The sequence below is a fragment of the Vibrio sp. Vb339 genome (assembly GCF_902751245.1).
GTDB lineage: Bacteria > Pseudomonadota > Gammaproteobacteria > Enterobacterales > Vibrionaceae > Vibrio > Vibrio coralliirubri.
The window spans coordinates 1,143,994-1,160,875 of record NZ_CADDIS010000001.1; the positions used below are offsets into that span (position 1 = coordinate 1,143,994).

The 16,882-nt window shown below is 46.4% G+C and carries 10 protein-coding genes and 1 pseudogene; 9 read left to right on the forward strand and 2 right to left on the reverse strand.

What is annotated here, in order from left to right; translation table 11 throughout:
• Window positions 1-214: 214 nt before the first annotated feature.
• Both HRQ85_RS05040 and HRQ85_RS05045 read right to left on the reverse strand, forming a co-directional pair.
• Window positions 215-2,236, reverse strand: coding sequence for an oxidoreductase (locus HRQ85_RS05040; protein ID WP_172378906.1), 2,022 nt, complete (start codon window positions 2,234-2,236; stop codon window positions 215-217).
• Window positions 2,237-2,390: 154 nt separating this feature from the next.
• On the reverse strand, window positions 2,391-3,419 hold the full coding sequence (locus HRQ85_RS05045; RefSeq protein WP_172378907.1) for an AraC family transcriptional regulator: 1,029 nt from the start codon (window positions 3,417-3,419) through the stop codon (window positions 2,391-2,393).
• Between the two features lie 237 nt (window positions 3,420-3,656).
• On the opposite strand from HRQ85_RS05045, the gene HRQ85_RS05050 reads away from it, so the two are divergent.
• The 9 genes and pseudogenes from HRQ85_RS05050 to HRQ85_RS05090 all read left to right on the forward strand — a co-directional run bounded on the left by HRQ85_RS05050 (window position 3,657) and on the right by HRQ85_RS05090 (window position 16,804).
• Window positions 3,657-4,964, forward strand: a complete 1,308-nt coding sequence (locus HRQ85_RS05050) for an acetyl-CoA hydrolase/transferase family protein (protein WP_172378908.1) — start codon at window positions 3,657-3,659, stop codon at window positions 4,962-4,964.
• 9 nt (window positions 4,965-4,973) lie between these two features.
• Window positions 4,974-7,127: a fatty acid oxidation complex subunit alpha FadB gene (gene fadB / locus HRQ85_RS05055; protein WP_172378909.1), complete on the forward strand. Its 2,154-nt coding sequence runs from the start codon at window positions 4,974-4,976 to the stop codon at window positions 7,125-7,127.
• Window positions 7,128-7,142: 15 nt separating this feature from the next.
• Entirely contained in the window at window positions 7,143-8,303 is a 1,161-nt protein-coding gene (gene fadA, locus HRQ85_RS05060; RefSeq protein WP_172378910.1) for an acetyl-CoA C-acyltransferase FadA, read from the forward strand.
• Window positions 8,304-8,587: 284 nt separating this feature from the next.
• On the forward strand, window positions 8,588-9,124 hold the full coding sequence (locus HRQ85_RS05065) for a hypothetical protein (RefSeq protein ID WP_172378911.1): 537 nt from the start codon (window positions 8,588-8,590) through the stop codon (window positions 9,122-9,124).
• A gap of 99 nt (window positions 9,125-9,223) precedes the next feature.
• Window positions 9,224-10,651 carry a TolC family protein gene (locus HRQ85_RS05070; RefSeq protein ID WP_172379344.1) on the forward strand — a complete coding sequence of 476 codons (1,428 nt, stop codon included), beginning with the start codon at window positions 9,224-9,226 and terminating at the stop codon, window positions 10,649-10,651.
• A 10-nt stretch (window positions 10,652-10,661) separates the two neighbouring features.
• On the forward strand, window positions 10,662-12,389 hold the full coding sequence (locus HRQ85_RS05075) for an efflux RND transporter periplasmic adaptor subunit (protein WP_172378912.1): 1,728 nt from the start codon (window positions 10,662-10,664) through the stop codon (window positions 12,387-12,389).
• On the forward strand, window positions 12,386-15,529 hold the full coding sequence (locus HRQ85_RS05080; RefSeq protein WP_172378913.1) for an efflux RND transporter permease subunit: 3,144 nt from the start codon (window positions 12,386-12,388) through the stop codon (window positions 15,527-15,529). The genes HRQ85_RS05075 and HRQ85_RS05080 overlap by 4 nt, the downstream gene beginning before the upstream one ends.
• A gap of 106 nt (window positions 15,530-15,635) precedes the next feature.
• Window positions 15,636-16,205 carry a copper-resistant cuproprotein CopI gene (gene copI / locus HRQ85_RS05085; protein ID WP_172378914.1) on the forward strand — a complete coding sequence of 190 codons (570 nt, stop codon included), beginning with the start codon at window positions 15,636-15,638 and terminating at the stop codon, window positions 16,203-16,205.
• Window positions 16,206-16,317: 112 nt separating this feature from the next.
• Window positions 16,318-16,804 (forward strand): annotated as a pseudogene (locus tag HRQ85_RS05090) (hypothetical protein).
• Window positions 16,805-16,882: the final 78 nt, after the last annotated feature.

Consider the following 16,882-nt stretch of genomic DNA (forward strand, 5'->3'; position numbering starts at 1 on the left):
ATAGAGGTTTCGCTAGCTAATTGGATAATTTTTAAAGAAAAAACTGTAAAGTTGAAGAATTATCTCGTTTTGATGTAACGAGACGAAAGTGAGGAGGGCACTTAAGGAAAGATACAGTGAGAGGCAGGAACCAAACGTCCATGTTTGGTTTCGGTGTTTTAACTAAGCGGGACTAAATTAAAATGTACGACTCACTTTAAGAGGTACGACTAACTTAAAGCGTGCGACCTACTTCAAAGCCATCCCAGATAGCGGCCATGATCGTTCTTGCTTTTTGGCTGTCACCGATATTGAATACTTCATCAACATCCAGTTGATTCGCAAGTTCTTCATGCAAGTGATCTTCAGCTTTATAGCCAAGCGCTAGCACAACGTGATCGGAAAGCATTTCAACACTGCTGTTTTCAATGTTTAGACAAACGCCCGTATCGGTGATTCGCTCTAATCGTGTTGAAGTAAGAACGTTCACTTGTTCTTTGGCTAGAAGCTCTTTCAACATCTGGTAGTTAGCAAAACAGGTACCGTGAGGGCCGCCAATGATATCGTCTGATGCCTCAACTAATGTGACCGCTTTACCTTGTTGAGCCATCCATAGAGCGGCTTCTGCGCCCACTAAACCCGCGCCAATCACACAGACTTTGTCGCCTGTAATTAGTTCAGGGTTCATCAACATATTTTCGGCAACTAAAACGTGCGGCTTATCTTTTCCTTCCAACCAGTTAGGTTGAGTTGGGCGAGAGCCGGTAGCGAAAATAACACTGTCTGGTTTTTCGCTTTCAATCGATGCTTTGTCTGCCGCTGAATTGAGTTTTACGTCTACCTTGTGTCGAGTCATTTCACCGCTGAACCACGCAATCAAGGCTTTATCATCATGCTTGAATGGAGGTTGGCTACCTGGGATGACATTGCCACCCAGTTGGCCGCCTTTTTCGAAAAGGACTACGTCATGTCCGCGCTCAGAAGCAATTCTAGCGGCTTCCATTCCCGCGACACCACCACCGACAACGACGACCTTTTTGGTTTTGTGCGTTGGTAGTAATCTGAACTCTTCTTCTCGTCCACAGCTTGGGTTAACCGCGCAAGATAGGTTACCCACTTCAGCCATACGACCTAGACAACCAAGGTGACAAGATAAGCAAGGACGAACTTCTTCAAAACGACCTCGTCGGATCTTATTGACCGTGTCTGGATCGGCGAGCAGAGGTCTACCCAGTGACACACCATCACAAATGCCATTTTGAACAGCATGCGAAGCGAGGTCTGGGTTTTCCATACGGCCAGCCATTAATACGGGAATATCGACCACTTCTGAAACGGCTTTGCAGTATGGTTTGTACATACCCGGTTGGAAGTAGTTTGGCGGGTGATTCCAGTACCATGAGTCATAGGTGCCGGCATCAACGTTCAAGGCATCGAACCCTGCGCTTTGCAGGTACTCAGCCGCTTTAAGGCCTTCTTCCATATCGCGACCCACTTCTTCAGCGCGCTCACCCGGAAGGATACCTTGGCCGAAACCTTTCATGTTACCTTTAACGGAGTAGCGCAGTGATACTGGGAAGTCTTTGCCACAAACAGCTTTGATACCTTCAACAATCTCTACCGCAAAGCGATAACGATTTTCGAAGCTGCCACCGTATTGGTCTGTACGTTGGTTGAAAAATTCCATTGTGAATTGGTCAAGTAAGTAGCCTTCATGAACCGCGTGTATTTCTACACCATCAAAACCTGATTTTTGAGCAATAGCAGCCGACTCAACAAACTTAGAGATGAAATATTTTACTTCTTCAGTGGTCAGTTCGCGGTGTGTGATTGAGGGGTCGAAGCGGTTCGGTGCTTCAGAAGGTGCGATGGATTTTTCTTCAGGAGTGAAGCCCGGAATGCAAGAGCGTCCCCAACCAGCGGTTAGCTGCGCGAATATTTTAGTGCCGTAGGTATGAACTCGTTCAGTCATCTCTTTGGCGCTGCGGATATAAGCGGTTGGATGGTTGGTTGGGCATGGAAGGGAAGGCATAGGGAACTGTTCAAGTTCATTTTCTACCATTTGCACACCGGTAATGATCAGGCCAACACCACCACGAGCACGAGCAACGTAATACTCAACGCCACGGCTGTTATACGCACCATCGCCATCGACACAACCTAAGGTACCCATCGGGGCCATAGAGTAACGATTCTTTAGCTCTAAAGAGCCGATCTTCATCGGTTCAAAAAGCACGTTATGCTCTTGTTTTAACATAATCTAATCTCCAATAATTGAATGCATTGGGTGTTAACCAAAGCAAGTACTGGTGATATTAAAGCAAGGGATGAACGTGCTAACTTTGCACTTTAGGACAAAAGTTTTGCCGAATATGCCATCGAAAGTAACGTTGATTTAGATCAGTCTTTACCTAGGTGATATTCTGACTTCGCCTTAATTTTATTGGACTTAGCCCTGTCCATCTTTTAAAAGCACGTGAGAAAGTACTCAAATCAGCAAAGCCGAGTTGGTAGGCAATCTCGGTCATGTTGATGTGTTGGTCTTCTAGCAAGTGCAGTGCTTTTTCTAGCTTGTATTTTTCGACTACGCCTCGATAGTTTGTGTTGAGTTCAGCAAGCCTTCTATTCAACGTTCGGATGTTCATGTTGAGCGACTGAGCAAGGCTTTCACCCGAAACATTCTCCAAGTTATTCGCTTGATTGAGCGCATTGTAGATCTGGAGAATTAGGTCGCCTTTCTTTAGGGACTCTGCGTCTTTTCTCAGTAGGTTCAGTGCCGAAAAATAGATCCCTTCATCGTAATTATCTAAAGGTTTATGAAGATGCTTTTTGTCGATAGCGATCTTTCTTATAGGGTGTCCGGCGGTAATTTTTGTTCCCGTTAACTGCTCGAGTTGTTCGGTGCGCTCTGGAGAGAATTTGTGCTCAATCAGTTTGACGCTCACTTCGATGTCTTCGCTGAGGATCACATGCTTGATGATGTAAATGAGTGTGGCGATCAGCATTGTTACGCCAAGGTAGGTGACGTGGCTTTCTTGGCTAAAAGGTTCGCTGTTGAGTACCCATAACTCGGCGCTACCTTGCTTATTTTCTCGATATTGAAGCCGGATAGGTGACGCAATAATGAACGAGAATTCAGCCGCAGTTTTTAGCATCGCCTCGAGGTTTGGAGCGGTCCATAGTGCTAAGGAGTAACTACCAAAGGTTAAGGGAGTAACGTGCTTCGCGGCTCTTACGGGGATCAGCTCATCATCGGTATATTCACACAGTTTTACTAACTCTTCACGAAGGTCGTGGAAATGCAATCGGCCATCTGAATTCTTACGCTTTGGCGGAAAAAGTTGGCTCTCCACTTGATGCTCTTTTGCTGTTAAAGCGAGCAAGGCTTGCCAGCCAGCATGAACCGAAAGGGAGTTATGAAAGCGTTGTTCCAATGCCATTTTATGACCTTATAAATCGGAGATGTGATCAAAAACACAAAGTGATTAATTGTCCAGAATAGTGAATTTCTTGTCCTAAATTGCAAAGTTAAAGCCTAGGGAAATTGTATTCTGAATGCCGTGAAAAGGATATTTACCTGTACCCTACGTTCATGCATAACATACAAGTTTTGGTTTTAATGGAAAAGTAATATTCAAAATTTAGCCTGTTATGCAAAGTATAATGAGAACTACATAATGAATAATTGGCAAGAGATCCATGGCGAAAAACTACTCTCGTTAGAGTCTGCGGTAGGCAAACTCGCATCAGGTGACAAAATCTGGGCAGGTGGCTTACTGTCCATTCCAGTTGTTTTTCTAAAGGAGTTGGATAAACACCTCGACCTATTCAGTGATTGTGAAATCTACACAGGTTTGATGACGACTCCCTTCGAGTTCTTGAAGCCTCAATATCGAGGGAACTTCAAGCATATCAGTCTCTTCATGGGGCCAATTGAAAGAAAGCTGCAAAGCACAGGCAACGTAGAAGTGACGAACTTTCATTTCTCTAATTTCGAAAATATTTTTGAAAAACTGCAGCCGAATACGGTTGTCGTTGAAGTGACACCACCGAATGCAGACGGTTTTGTGAGCTTAGGCGCGTGTGGCGGCGTAGCAACGAAGGTGGCGCTGAAACATGCTTCTAAAGTAATTTTTGTTGTTAATGAACAGCAACCTTTTATCGGCAATGAAGACAACATCGTTCATGTCGATTGTGCGGACGCATTAGTCGAAGGCCATCATAGTATCGCGTCACCTAAAGCTGGCCAGCCTTCAGAGCTAGAGACCGAAATTGCAAAACACGTTAGCCCATACATTAAGGATGGAATGACGGTTCAAATTGGTATTGGAACCATCTCAAATGCGATGGGCATGGCGCTTCGAGACCGTAAAGATCTAGGTGTTCATACGGAGATGTTTACGGAATCTCTCATGGAGATGTGTAAAGCCGGTGCTGTGTCTGGCACTAAAAAGAATCACATGCCAAACAAGATCGTCGCGGCATTCGCGGCAGGCCCGCAAGAGGTCATGGACTTTCTGCACAACAACCCAGACATCGAGATGGGCTCAATGAGCGAAGTCGTTGACCCGTATGAAGTCGCTAAGAACGATAATTTTGTCTCCATTAATACGTGTTTGATGATCGACCTTGTGGGTCAAGTTGCATCTGAAGGAGCGGGTTTTAGCCAGATTTCAGGCTCTGGTGGTCAGTTAGATTTTGTACGAGCAGCGAACATGGCGAAAAACGGCGTCAGCATCTTAGCCTTGGCAGCAACGCGTGAAGGCAAAGACGGGTTAGAGTCGAATATTCGTTTGTCATTGCCAGTGGGCACGCCGATTACCACACCTCGTAACGATGTACATATCGTGGCGACGGAATACGGCTCAGTGAATCTGCGTGGTATGACGGTCTCTGAACGCGTTCATGCGTTAGCGAATATCGCGCACCCAGATTTTCGTGAGTCGTTACTGGCGGAAGCAAAACAACATGGCTTAGTGAAGTAGGAGGTAATTATGTTTACAGGACAATTTTTTAAACTCGCATTTATCGAAGATTCTAATCGTATCGTTGAATTGGTTTTCAACGCAGAATCTGATTCGGTTAACACACTCACTAAGTCGGCATTAATTGAACTTGAAAACTGTGTCGAGCAACTTGAAAACAGTGATGCTGCCGGTCTGATCATCCGTTCAGGCAAAGCGTTATTTAGCGCGGGTGCGGATGTAAAAGCCTTTCGCTCTCTGTTTAGTGACGGTGATGCGGCCATTACCGATTACCTATCATGGGCGCACTCCATTTATAACCGAATCGAAGATCTCAACCTTCCTAAAGTCGCCATCGTTAATGGTGTGGCTGCTGGTGGTGGAGTCGAGCTTTCACTGCTTGCGGATTATCGTCTTGCGACGACGGATCTAAAAATGAGCCTGCCTGAAGTTAAGCTTGGCATTATGCCAGCATGGGGTGGTGTGACTCGATTACCGCGCATCACAGGTGTGGATACGGCACTGCAATGGCTAACAACGGGTAAAACCTTTAAGGCGAAGCAAGCGTTAGAACATCATGTTGTTGACGGTGTGATCGATGCAAGTAAGACAAACCCAATCGAAAGCGCGTTAACCATGCTTGAATCGTGCATCTCTGGTGACTTTGATTGGCAACAGCGTTATGCAGAAAAACAAGCGCCACTGACTCTGAATGACCCGGAACTGGCGATGTCGATTAATGTGGCTAAAGGCATGGTCGCGAAAGCAGCTGGTCCGCATTATCCGGCACCGGGCATTATTCTGAACACGATTTCTAAAAGCGCTCGTTGTTCTCGCGATGAAGCCTTAAAGCTTGAGCAAGCGGGAATCATCAAATGTGTCGCAAGTGGTGTAGCAGACGCTTTGGTGAATGTTTTCCTGAGCGACATGGCAGTAAAAGCGACCGCAAAGAAACACGCTAAAGGCGGCAAGAAAACCGAAGAAGTGGGTGTGGTCGGCGCGGGTATTATGGGCGGTGGTATCGCTTATGTTACCGCGGATAAAAAGCTGGATGTGGTACTTAAAGACATCAACAAACAGGGCTTAGCGTTAGGGCTAAATGAAGCCAATCAACTGCTTTCAAAGCAAGTGATTCGCGGTCGTAAGAGCCCAGAGGCGATGGGTGAAGTGCTTAATCGTATCGTGCCGACTTTGCACAATGCAGCGTTAGACAGCTGTGATTTGGTGATAGAAGCGGTCGTTGAGAATCCAATCGTAAAAGAAAAGGTGCTAGCTGAGCTTGAACAGGTTGCGCCAAACGCAATGATTGCATCAAACACATCTACCCTGATGATCAGTGGCTTAGCGCACTCATTAAAGAACCCTGAGAACTTCTGTGGCATTCACTTCTTTAACCCGGTGCATCGCATGCCGTTGGTTGAAGTGATTAAAGGTGAGCAAACATCGCCGGAAACCATTGCAACCGCAGTTAACTATGTTCTAGCACTTGGCAAGACGCCTATCGTGGTGAACGACTGTGCTGGCTTCTTGGTTAATCGCTGCCTAACGCCTTACTTCTTGGCTTTCAACCAACTGTTGGTTGCGGGCGGTGATATTGCTCAAATCGACAAAGTGATGAGCAAAGGGTTTGGTTGGCCAATGGGGCCAGCGCATCTGCTTGATGTGATTGGACTCGATACCGCGGATCACTGCATTGATGTGATGAGCGAAGCCTTCCCTACGCGTTTAGCTAAGCCTGAAGCGAATCTGATCGCGGAATCTGTGGCGAAAGGACGTTTAGGACAAAAAACAAAAGAGGGTTTCTATCTGTACAAAGCGGATCGCAAAGGTCGCTTACAGCCAGAAAGCCACTTGGAAACCACTGCGCTTATTGAACGCCTTTGTGATGCACCAATCTCAATGGAGCCTCAAGACATCACAATGCGAATGATGTTACCGATGATGTATGAAGCGATTCGCTGTTTAGATGACGGCATTATTTCTTCAGCGGCCGAGGGTGATATTGCGTTTATCTACGGCACTGGATTCCCGGCATTCCGTGGCGGAATCTTCTACTACATGGATAGCATGGGTCTAGATAAGCTGCTAGAGATTGCCCAACAATATGAAGACTTAGGTTCTTTATATGCGATCCCTCAAGGTCTTCGTGACCGTGTTGAACTGAACCGTAATTTTTACGCGTAACCTGGAGCAAGAAATATGAAAAACGTAGTGATTGTAGATGCGATTCGAACTCCAATGGGGCGTTCAAAAAATGGTGTATTTCGACATGTTCGAGCCGATGATCTTTCGTCTCACTTAATGAGTGCAATGCTGAAGCGTCAGCCAAAGGTTGAATCCACTCTGATTGATGATGTGATCTGGGGTTGTGTACAGCAAACCGAAGAGCAGGGCGTTAACCTTGCGAAGGTCGCAGCACTTCAAGCTGGGCTGTCTGAAAAAGTACCAGCAACAACAGTGAACCGTTTGTGTGGATCGTCGATGGATGCTTTGCACATGGCAACGCGCTCGATCAAAGCGGGTGATGCCGATATTGTCCTCGTTGGTGGTGTTGAGCATATGGGTCATATCCCGATGACAAAAGGCATCAACCTAAACCCATACAACCGCAATATGGCACAAGCTTCTGCGATGATGGGGTTAACGGCGGAAGCACTTGGTCAACTGCATAACGTGTCGCGTCAAGAACAAGACGAACTGGGCGCTCGTTCACACCGACTCGCGCACGAAGCGACACTTGAAGGTCGCTTTGATAACGAGATTGTCCCAACCATGGGTCATGACGAAAGCGGTGCGCCAATCTTGGTTAAGCATGATGAGGTGATTCGTCCTGAAACCACCGCTGAATCTTTGTCTAAGCTTCGCCCTGCGTTTGACCCGCGAGGAACCGTAACGGCAGGTACGTCTTCGGCCTTGTCTGACGGCGCATCTTGTTTGCTGGTGATGAGTGAAGATAAAGCCATCGAGCTCGGCATTAAACCAAGAGCTAGAGTTATCTCTTCTGCCTCTGCGGGAGTGCCAGCGGCGCTTATGGGTTATGGGCCCGTACCGGCAACCCAAAAAGCGTTAGCCAAGACTGATCTAACGATCGCAGATATCGATTTTGCTGAAGTGAATGAAGCCTTTGCAGCGCAAGCTATCCCGTGTTTAAAAGATTTAGGCTTATGGGAGCAGCGTGAAGATAAAGTGAACCTGCATGGTGGAGCGATTTCACTGGGTCATCCTTTAGGATGTTCGGGTGCTCGCATCGTCGGTAGCCTTATCAATATTATGGAACAGCGTGGTGGTCAATACGGGCTAGCAACTATGTGTATTGGTATGGGGCAAGGTATTGCGACGATTATCGAAAGAGTGGAGTGAGTCACTTAATGGTTCGAGATGAGCTCGTCATCTAGGTGACCAAGACAATAAATTAGGGTAACGATTCAAGCCTTCAACCTGTGTTGAAGGCTTTTTTAGTGAGTTGCACTTTTTGCTTATCGAGAACTATCATTGAAGGACACACATGCCTTAAGTTCAAATAATCGACAAACCATGGTTATGAATGAATGTTTTTTCAACGGTCAGGCAAATATCGGCACAATGGCATTGACCTTACCCTAAGGGTAACGTTTATAGTTGCGGTGTAAATTCAAAGGTAAGCTATGACAAACACATTCCGAAAAACTTGGATTATTGTTTTCAGCATCATTGCGATGTTGATGTCTAGCTATGCCTCAAGCTCTTCAGCCATGATGGCTAATATCATGGCAACGCAGATGATGTCGAATAAGTCTATCTGCCAGCACAACGATTCGCCGAGCGATCCTGATGCCGCAAATCAATTTGCTGCCGGTTGTCATGTGACCGTTAGCGATTCCGACATGATCTATCATGTTCATGGAGCTCACTCTGCCCATGATGACCACGCTATTTATGTTGAGCTGTCTGCTGATGACAAGATGGCTTCACATCAAGAATCAATGGATGCTCACGGAGAGCATGTGATGAGCAACAACTGTTGTGGCGGTTCGGATTCTGCTCATATCTGTTGCTATTCTGTTTGTTCTACCGCATCACACACAATTCAGGCGCTTCAAGCCAACTACCAAATTTCCTCTTCATTCGCACTTCATCACTCTGTGACTATCGGTCAAAAAGTGACTCGTGCACAATCTTTGCTACGCCCACCTTCCGCATAAATCTATATCTAAAAATACAGCTCTATCAGTTAGATAAACCTGATAAGCCATTCTTTTTTATGCGCTAATTAGCGCTAGATATGGACATTCATTGTGAATATGAAACCAACAACCTCTGTGTTTGTCATGAACACGAGCTTAGTGGTTGCTGCTGCCTTGCCTATGGCCTTGTTTTCAAGTGCTACGCTCGCGGCTACCACAGCGTCAGCTTCAAATGCTCAACACATTTCAGCACATGACCAAGCAAGCTCGACGCAGCAACTCAATACACTGATTGAGATTGCTTTAAGCGAAGATGGAAATCGCAAACAGTACTTTGCTCAGTCTCAAGCGATGCGAGAAACGGGCATTGCCAGCTCGACCTTAATGGATCCTAAATTAAAAGTTGGATTTGGCGGTTTGCCTGTCGATAGCTTTCAATTCGACGAAGACCCGATGACCAATATATCGGTAGGGCTGATGCAGCAGTTTGAGCGTGGCGATACGCTTAACCTTCAACAGAAAAAGGCAGGCCAACAGGCAGATGCTTTAGCTTTGCAGGTGCAAGCAAGAGAATTGACGGTTGCGAATAGCATGACGCAGCTTTGGCTTGAGTTAGGTTATCAACAAAAAGCTGAGTCGGTAATTCGTCAAAATCGTCGCTTGTTGGTTGAGCTTGAAAACTATGTACAAACCAATTACTCGATTGGTAAAAGTGAAGCACAAGATCTGCTTAATGCTCAGCTTCAAGTGAGCAAGCTTGATGAGAAACTTCAGGCAAACCAGCAGGTTCAGCGTCGTCTAATCTCTCAGCTTTCTGAATGGTTGGGTTCTGATTGGCTAGGCTCTCAGGTTCTTGAATCTCAGGGCACACTGAATGCAACTAACCAAATCGATTGGTCGTTGTTGGAAAGCAAATTAGCGACCAATATCGATTCAACCAAGCACTACCAGCTACTGACTGACCATCCTTTGGTTAAGATCTCCGATGTCAGCATTTCCTCTAATCAAACTCAGGTTGAGTTAGCCGAGCAAGCTTATACCCCGCAGTTTGGGGTGGAAGTGATGTATGCACACCGTCAAGCCAATAACATGGCGGGTGAACCAGCTTCTGATCTGGTAAGTGCTTATCTGACAGTCGACATCCCGCTGTTTACAGGGAACCGACAAGATAAAAACTTATCGGCTGCTCAGTATCAAGTTGGTGCGGCTAAATCTCAAAAAGACACCTTACTTTCCCAAATGAACGCGCAAGTGAACGCATTGCTGGTGGATAGATCAAATCTGATGCAGCGATTAGATCGCTATCAAACGTCCTTGCTTCCTCAAACCGCAGCCCGAATCAGCGCGGTTGAAAGGGGCTATCAAAACAATACCGCCCAGTTTAACGATGTCATTTTAGCAACGACCGATGAGCTGGCGCTTAAGTTAGAGCAACAACGTTTGATCACCGATCTCAACATCGTTAACAGCAAACTGGCGGCGTTAGTCAGTGGCTTTGAATACCAAGTAAATCAACCACAGCTTGTAACCACAGAGAATCAGTAAGGGATAGATAATGAGTTCAGTAAAAGTAGCAACAATCGCTTTATTGGTCGGTGGTGCATTGGGTTTTGGTGTGAACCATTTTCTGATTAATCCAGCACACGACATGTCAGCAATGGCAACGAGTACAGGCGCAGATGTAAGTAAACAGGCCAGCGATGAGCCTTTGTATTGGGTAGCTCCGATGGACCCAAATTATCAGCGAGACAAGCCGGGTCAGTCACCTATGGGGATGGATTTAATCCCTGTTTACGCGGATGACTCAAGTGGTGTTAAAGACAAGCCCGGAACCGTGTTTATTGATTCGTCGGTAGAAAATAATCTGGGTGTCAAAACAGCGAAAGTTAAGTTCGAAGCGCTGTCTCCTCGGATTGAAACCGTGGGTTATGTGGCGTTCGATGAAAGTACATTGTGGCAAACCAACGTGCGTGTTTCTGGTTGGGTGGAAAAACTCTCCATCAACGCAGTAGGTGAGAAGGTAAACAAAGGTGATGTGCTTTTCACACTCTATTCTCCAGAGCTTGTTAAAGCACAAGAAGAGTTGATCAGTGCTTATAAAACGGGTCGTAAAGGTTTGATCAAGGGCTCGACTGAACGCTTAATTACCTTGGGTGTTGATAAGACTCAAATCCGCTCTATTACGCGCAAAGGCAAAGCCTCACAAACCATTGAAGTCAAAGCGCCAGCCGATGGTGTCATCGCAAGTCTGAATATCCGAGAAGGTGGTTACCTTTCACCTGTACAAGCGGTGATCAGTGCTGGTCCATTAGGCGAAGTTTGGGTTGATGCTGAGGTGTTTGAGCGTCAAGCGCACTGGATCTCGTCAGGCAGCAATGCGGTGATGACTCTAGATGCCATTCCCGGCAAAGAGTGGTTAGGTAATGTCGATTACGTGTACCCAATTCTTGACCCAAAAACTCGAACCTTGCGCGTTCGTTTGAAGTTCTCCAACCCAAATGGCGAGCTTAAGCCAAATATGTTCGCCAATATTGCGCTGAAACCTATCAGTGATGAAGCCGTTCTTACTATCCCAAGATCTTCGGTGATTCACTCCGGTGGTATGACTCGAGTGGTGATGTCAGAAGGTTCTGGCAAGTATCGCTCTGCTCGTATTGAGGTTGGTCGTGAAGCTGGCCAAAAAATAGAGGTGCTTCAAGGGCTAGAGCAAGGCGAAAGCATTGTCACTTCTGCGCACTTCATGTTGGATTCTGAATCGAGCCAATCTGCTGATCTGTCACGCATCAATGGTGTTGAGGAAGAAGCTGAAACCGTATGGGCAAACGGTGAAATTTCCGATGTTATGCAAGGCAGTCGTATGGTGACGATTAACCATCAGCCAGTTCCTGAATGGGATTGGCCGGGCATGGTGATGAACTTCACCTTTGCGGAAGGCTTAGACATGAGTGACGTGCAACGTGGTAAGGCGATTGATTTTGAGATGAGAAAGACAGAGTCAGGGCAGTACGAGGTTGTTGATTACAAGGTCAATAAACACAAAATCGCTGGCGAAGTTTGGGTGACGGGTGACATCACCATGTTGATGGCAGATTTTGGCATGATCACCGTAAAACATCAGCCTGTCCCTGAGTGGAATTGGAAAGCGGGTGAAATGAATTTCCAAGCCAGTGATGACCTTGATTTATCTGAGTTTGCCGAGGGTCAAACTATTCGATTTCTAGTGGCGAAGCAAGGTTCTGATTATGTGCTCAAATCTTTAGAAGTGGGTGAGGGCGAACTATGATCAATGCAATCATTCGCTGGTCTATTAGCAACCGCTTCTTAGTGCTGGTTGCTACTGTAGCCATCGTATTTGGCGGCTTATACAGCGTTAAAAATACACCGGTCGATGCCATTCCAGATCTGTCAGATGTTCAGGTGATCATCAAAACCAGTTATCCGGGGCAAGCGCCACAAGTGGTTGAGGATCAGGTGACTTATCCATTAACCACCGCCATGTTAGCTGTACCAGGAGCTGAAACGGTTCGTGGTTACTCGTTCTTTGGTGATTCCTATGTCTATATCATCTTCAATGACGATACCGATATGTACTGGGCGCGTTCACGAGTGTTGGAGTACCTAAGCCAAGTTGCACCTAACTTACCTTCGAGTGCTAAGCCAACACTAGGGCCAGATGCAACCGGTGTGGGCTGGGTTTACAGCTATGTGTTGCAAGATAAATCCGGTCAGCACGACTTAGCAGAACTTCGCAGTTTGCAAGATTGGTTCTTGAAGTATGAATTGCAAACCGTAGAAGGCGTGTCTGAAGTGGCGACCGTTGGCGGCATGGTGAAGCAGTACCAAGTACAGATTGATCCTGCCAAGTTACGTGCTTACGACTTAACGCTTCAGCAAGTCAATAAGGCAATCCAAGATGGTAACCAAGAAACCGGTGCGTCTGTTGTTGAGATTGCGGAAGCCGAGCACATGGTTCGTACCACCGGTTACCTGACAAGCATCGAAGACATTCAATCTCTGCCGCTAAAAGTGACCGACAAAGGTACTCCGCTGCTATTAGGTGACGTTGCTGACATTAACCTTGGCCCGCAAATGCGTCGTGGTATCTCTGAACTTAATGGTGAAGGAGAAGCGGTTGGCGGCGTTATCGTGATGCGCTTTGGTGAAAATGCCAGTGAAGTGATCGACTCAGTCAAATCCAAGCTCGCTGAACTGCAAGCTGGCTTACCTGATGGTGTCGAGATTGTCGCGACTTATGACCGCTCTACTTTGATAGATTCAGCCGTTGAAAACCTTTGGAAGAAGCTGGCTGAAGAGTTCATCGTGGTCGCTGTGGTGTGTGCGCTGTTCTTGTTCCATATCCGCTCGTCGTTGGTTATCGCACTAAGTCTGCCTGTTGGTATTTTAGGTGCATTCATTGTGATGCATTGGCAGGGTATCAACGCCAATATCATGTCTCTTGGCGGGATCGCGATTGCGATTGGTGCCATGGTGGATGGTGCCATCGTGATGATTGAGAACGTTCATAAACACATTGAACGGACTCCGCTTACTGATAAAAACCGTTGGCAGGTGATTGGTAAGGCAGCAGAAGAAGTTGGCGCACCGCTGTTCTTCTCTCTGATTATCATTACCTTGAGCTTTGTGCCTGTGTTCGCACTAGAAGGGCAAGAAGGCAAGATGTTCTCGCCACTTGCGTTTACCAAGACGTATGCAATGGCGGCAGCGGCGGGTTTGGCTATCACGCTTGTGCCTGTGCTAATGGGTTACTTCATTCGCGGTAACGTGTTGCCTGAGCACAAAAACCCAGTTAACCGCAGCCTAGTGGCGATGTACAAACCGCTTCTGAACCTCAGCTTAAAATATCCAAAGGTGATGATTGTTATCGCACTTGGCTTAATGGCGTCTGCTTATTACCCAACCAGTAAGCTTGGTAGCGAGTTCATCCCTCCTTTGGACGAAGGGGATTTGATGTACATGCCAACCACCTATCCGGGCATCTCAATTGGTAAAGCGCGTGAGTTGTTGCAGCAGACCAACAAGCTCATCAAAACCATTCCAGAAGTCGAAACCACGTGGGGCAAAATTGGTCGAGCAGAGACAGCAACCGATCCTGCACCGTTAACCATGATTGAAACCGTGATTCAGCTTAAACCGCGAGATGAGTGGCGTGACGGTGTCACTACGGAGTCTCTGCGTAAAGAGTTTGATGATCTGATTCAGTTCCCAGGTTTAACTAATGCGTGGGTTATGCCAATCAAAACCCGTATCGACATGTTAGCGACCGGTATTAAAACTCCAATCGGCATCAAAATCGCTGGCCCAGAGCTGAGTGTGATTGAAGATATTGGTTCGCAACTTGAACCCATCCTCAACAGCGTGAGCGGCACGGCTTCTGTCTACGCCGAGCGTGTTGCGGGCGGTCGTTACGTGACGATAGACATTAAACGTCGCTCGGCTGCGCGATATGGCTTGAGCATTAAAGAAGTGCAACAGGTTATCTCGACTGCGGTTGGTGGCATGAACGTGGGTGAAACCGTTGAGGGGCTAGAGCGTTACCCAATCAATGTCCGTTACCCACAAAGCTATCGTGATTCTGTCGTTAAACTGCAAAACCTGCCGTTAGTGACACCAAATGGAGCGCGAATTGCTTTGTCTGATGTTGCGGATATTCGTTATGAAGATGGGCCTCCAATGATTAAGACGGAGAACGCGCGTCCTAATGGTTGGGTGTTCGTTGACATCGAAGGTCGCGACCTTGGTTCTTATGTAGCAGAGGCGCAAAAAGTCGTTACAGATCAAATAGTCTTACCTGCGGGTTATTCACTGGCGTGGTCTGGTCAATACGAATACATGGAGCGTGCAAAGGAGCGTTTGAGTGTCGTTGTGCCAATCACAATCGCCATCATCATGTTGTTGCTCTACCTCAGCTTCCGCCGTGTCGGTGAGGTGATGATGATCATGCTGACATTGCCACTCGCGATGGTTGGTGGCCTATGGCTGATGCATGTCCTCAATTACAACTTCTCGATTGCGGTGAGTGTGGGCTTTATCGCCCTTGCCGGGGTTGCTGTTGAGATAGGTGTGATCATGTTGGTCTACCTAAACCAAGCATGGCACTACAAGAAATTGGATGCGGAGCAGAACCAGCAAGCACTTCAGAGTGAAGACTTGACGGATGCGATTCGTGAGGGCGCAGGACTGCGTGTTCGCCCAGTGATGATGACGGTACTTACGGTGATCATTGGCCTCATTCCAATTATGTATGGCGAGGGTACGGGCTCAGAAGTGATGCAGCGAATTGCTGCGCCAATGATAGGCGGAATGGCGTCTGCACTATTGCTTACCCTACTGGTGTTGCCTGCAATCTTTAAGCTCTGGAAACAGCGTGAGATCACGCACAGCCAAAACGAGACAAACAAATAACGTATTGATTATTAGCCCTTACTTACCAATACAGAGTGAGTAAGGGCGTACCACATGAACATGTGAAACTAACAAATAAATAACTGAATTAATCTAAGGAACGATCATGAAAAAGACACTTATTGCGATTGCACTGACGTTAACTACTGCAACGGCTTTTGCTGAAATGGACCATTCGAATATGGACCACTCAAATATGGATCACTCGATGATGAAGAGTGGAGAGATGGATCATTCAAAAATGGATCACAGCATGATGAAGGATGGAAAGATGGACCATTCGATGATGAATATGGAAGGCATGTCTGAAGTGGGTATGCCTGCGACAGGCGCAAAGCCGGATAAAGTGGTTCATGTTCTGCTAAGTGACGATATGAAAATCACATTTAAGAACAAGATTGATATTGAGCCGAACGACGTGGTGCAGTTTGTTGTGATGAACACAGGCAAGATTGATCACGAATTCTCGATTGGTTCTGCTTCAGAGCAATTAGAGCACCGTGAAATGATGAAAAACATGGGTAATCACGCTCATGACTCGGGTAGCACAGTGACAGTTAAGCCGGGTAAAGCGAAGCAATTGCTGTGGCATTTCCATGGTGATAATAACGTAGAGTTCGCGTGCAATATTCCTGGTCACGCTGAAGCGGGTATGATGAAGTCGTTAACGCTATAAGGTGATACACAAGCCATATCTAGTTCAAAGGGATGAGTGCTAGATATGGCTACCTTGTTTTAGTGCTATTTAGGTATTAGCTTTAAAAGACTATAGGAATAGGAGCTTAAGGATGAATAAGACAGTTCTAGTACTTGCAATAACGGGTGCTTTAATAACGTGGTCGACCCACAGCATTGCTGCTAAACCTGAGTGGGCTGGTAAAGGTAAGCCCGATTTAGAAGAAGTAAAAACGCTCGCTGAGGCTAAAAAAGTTGAAGGCGAAATTGATGATCGTGAGAAGCAGCTTGATTCAATGATCGAAGAGAAAAATAAGAAAGCGAAAAAAAGTAAGAACAAAAAAAGATAAGCAGAAACTAGATAAAGAACTCGACGATTTGGAAGACGAGAAAGAAGCCCTCGAAGAGAGTAAAGAGAAGCTCAAAGATAAGAAAGAAAAGCTTGAAGATGATATGGATAATGACGAAGAAAAGTCGGGATTAGAAAAGCAGAAAGACAAGAAAGCGGAACAAGAGCGTAAAGAAGAAGGAAAAGGGTCAGAGAAAGGCCAACAGCAGCGTGAAGAAAACAGCAAAAAGTGGTGGAACTTCTGGGAGTAATGCGAGGGCCTTACATCACCAATTCATTTCAACCTATCAGCACAGCTTTGTGTGGCAGCTAAGTCATTGGCTAAACAT

Coding starts and splice junctions, on each gene's coding strand:
- HRQ85_RS05040 (WP_172378906.1), bottom strand. CDS start 2,236: ATGTTAAAACAAGAGCATAACGTGCTTTTTGAACCGATGAAGATCGGC.
- HRQ85_RS05045 (WP_172378907.1), bottom strand. CDS start 3,419: ATGGCATTGGAACAACGCTTTCATAACTCCCTTTCGGTTCATGCTGGC.
- HRQ85_RS05050 (WP_172378908.1), top strand. CDS start 3,657: ATGAATAATTGGCAAGAGATCCATGGCGAAAAACTACTCTCGTTAGAG.
- fadB (WP_172378909.1), top strand. CDS start 4,974: ATGTTTACAGGACAATTTTTTAAACTCGCATTTATCGAAGATTCTAAT.
- fadA (WP_172378910.1), top strand. CDS start 7,143: ATGAAAAACGTAGTGATTGTAGATGCGATTCGAACTCCAATGGGGCGT.
- HRQ85_RS05065 (WP_172378911.1), top strand. CDS start 8,588: ATGACAAACACATTCCGAAAAACTTGGATTATTGTTTTCAGCATCATT.
- HRQ85_RS05070 (WP_172379344.1), top strand. CDS start 9,224: ATGAAACCAACAACCTCTGTGTTTGTCATGAACACGAGCTTAGTGGTT.
- HRQ85_RS05075 (WP_172378912.1), top strand. CDS start 10,662: ATGAGTTCAGTAAAAGTAGCAACAATCGCTTTATTGGTCGGTGGTGCA.
- HRQ85_RS05080 (WP_172378913.1), top strand. CDS start 12,386: ATGATCAATGCAATCATTCGCTGGTCTATTAGCAACCGCTTCTTAGTG.
- copI (WP_172378914.1), top strand. CDS start 15,636: ATGAAAAAGACACTTATTGCGATTGCACTGACGTTAACTACTGCAACG.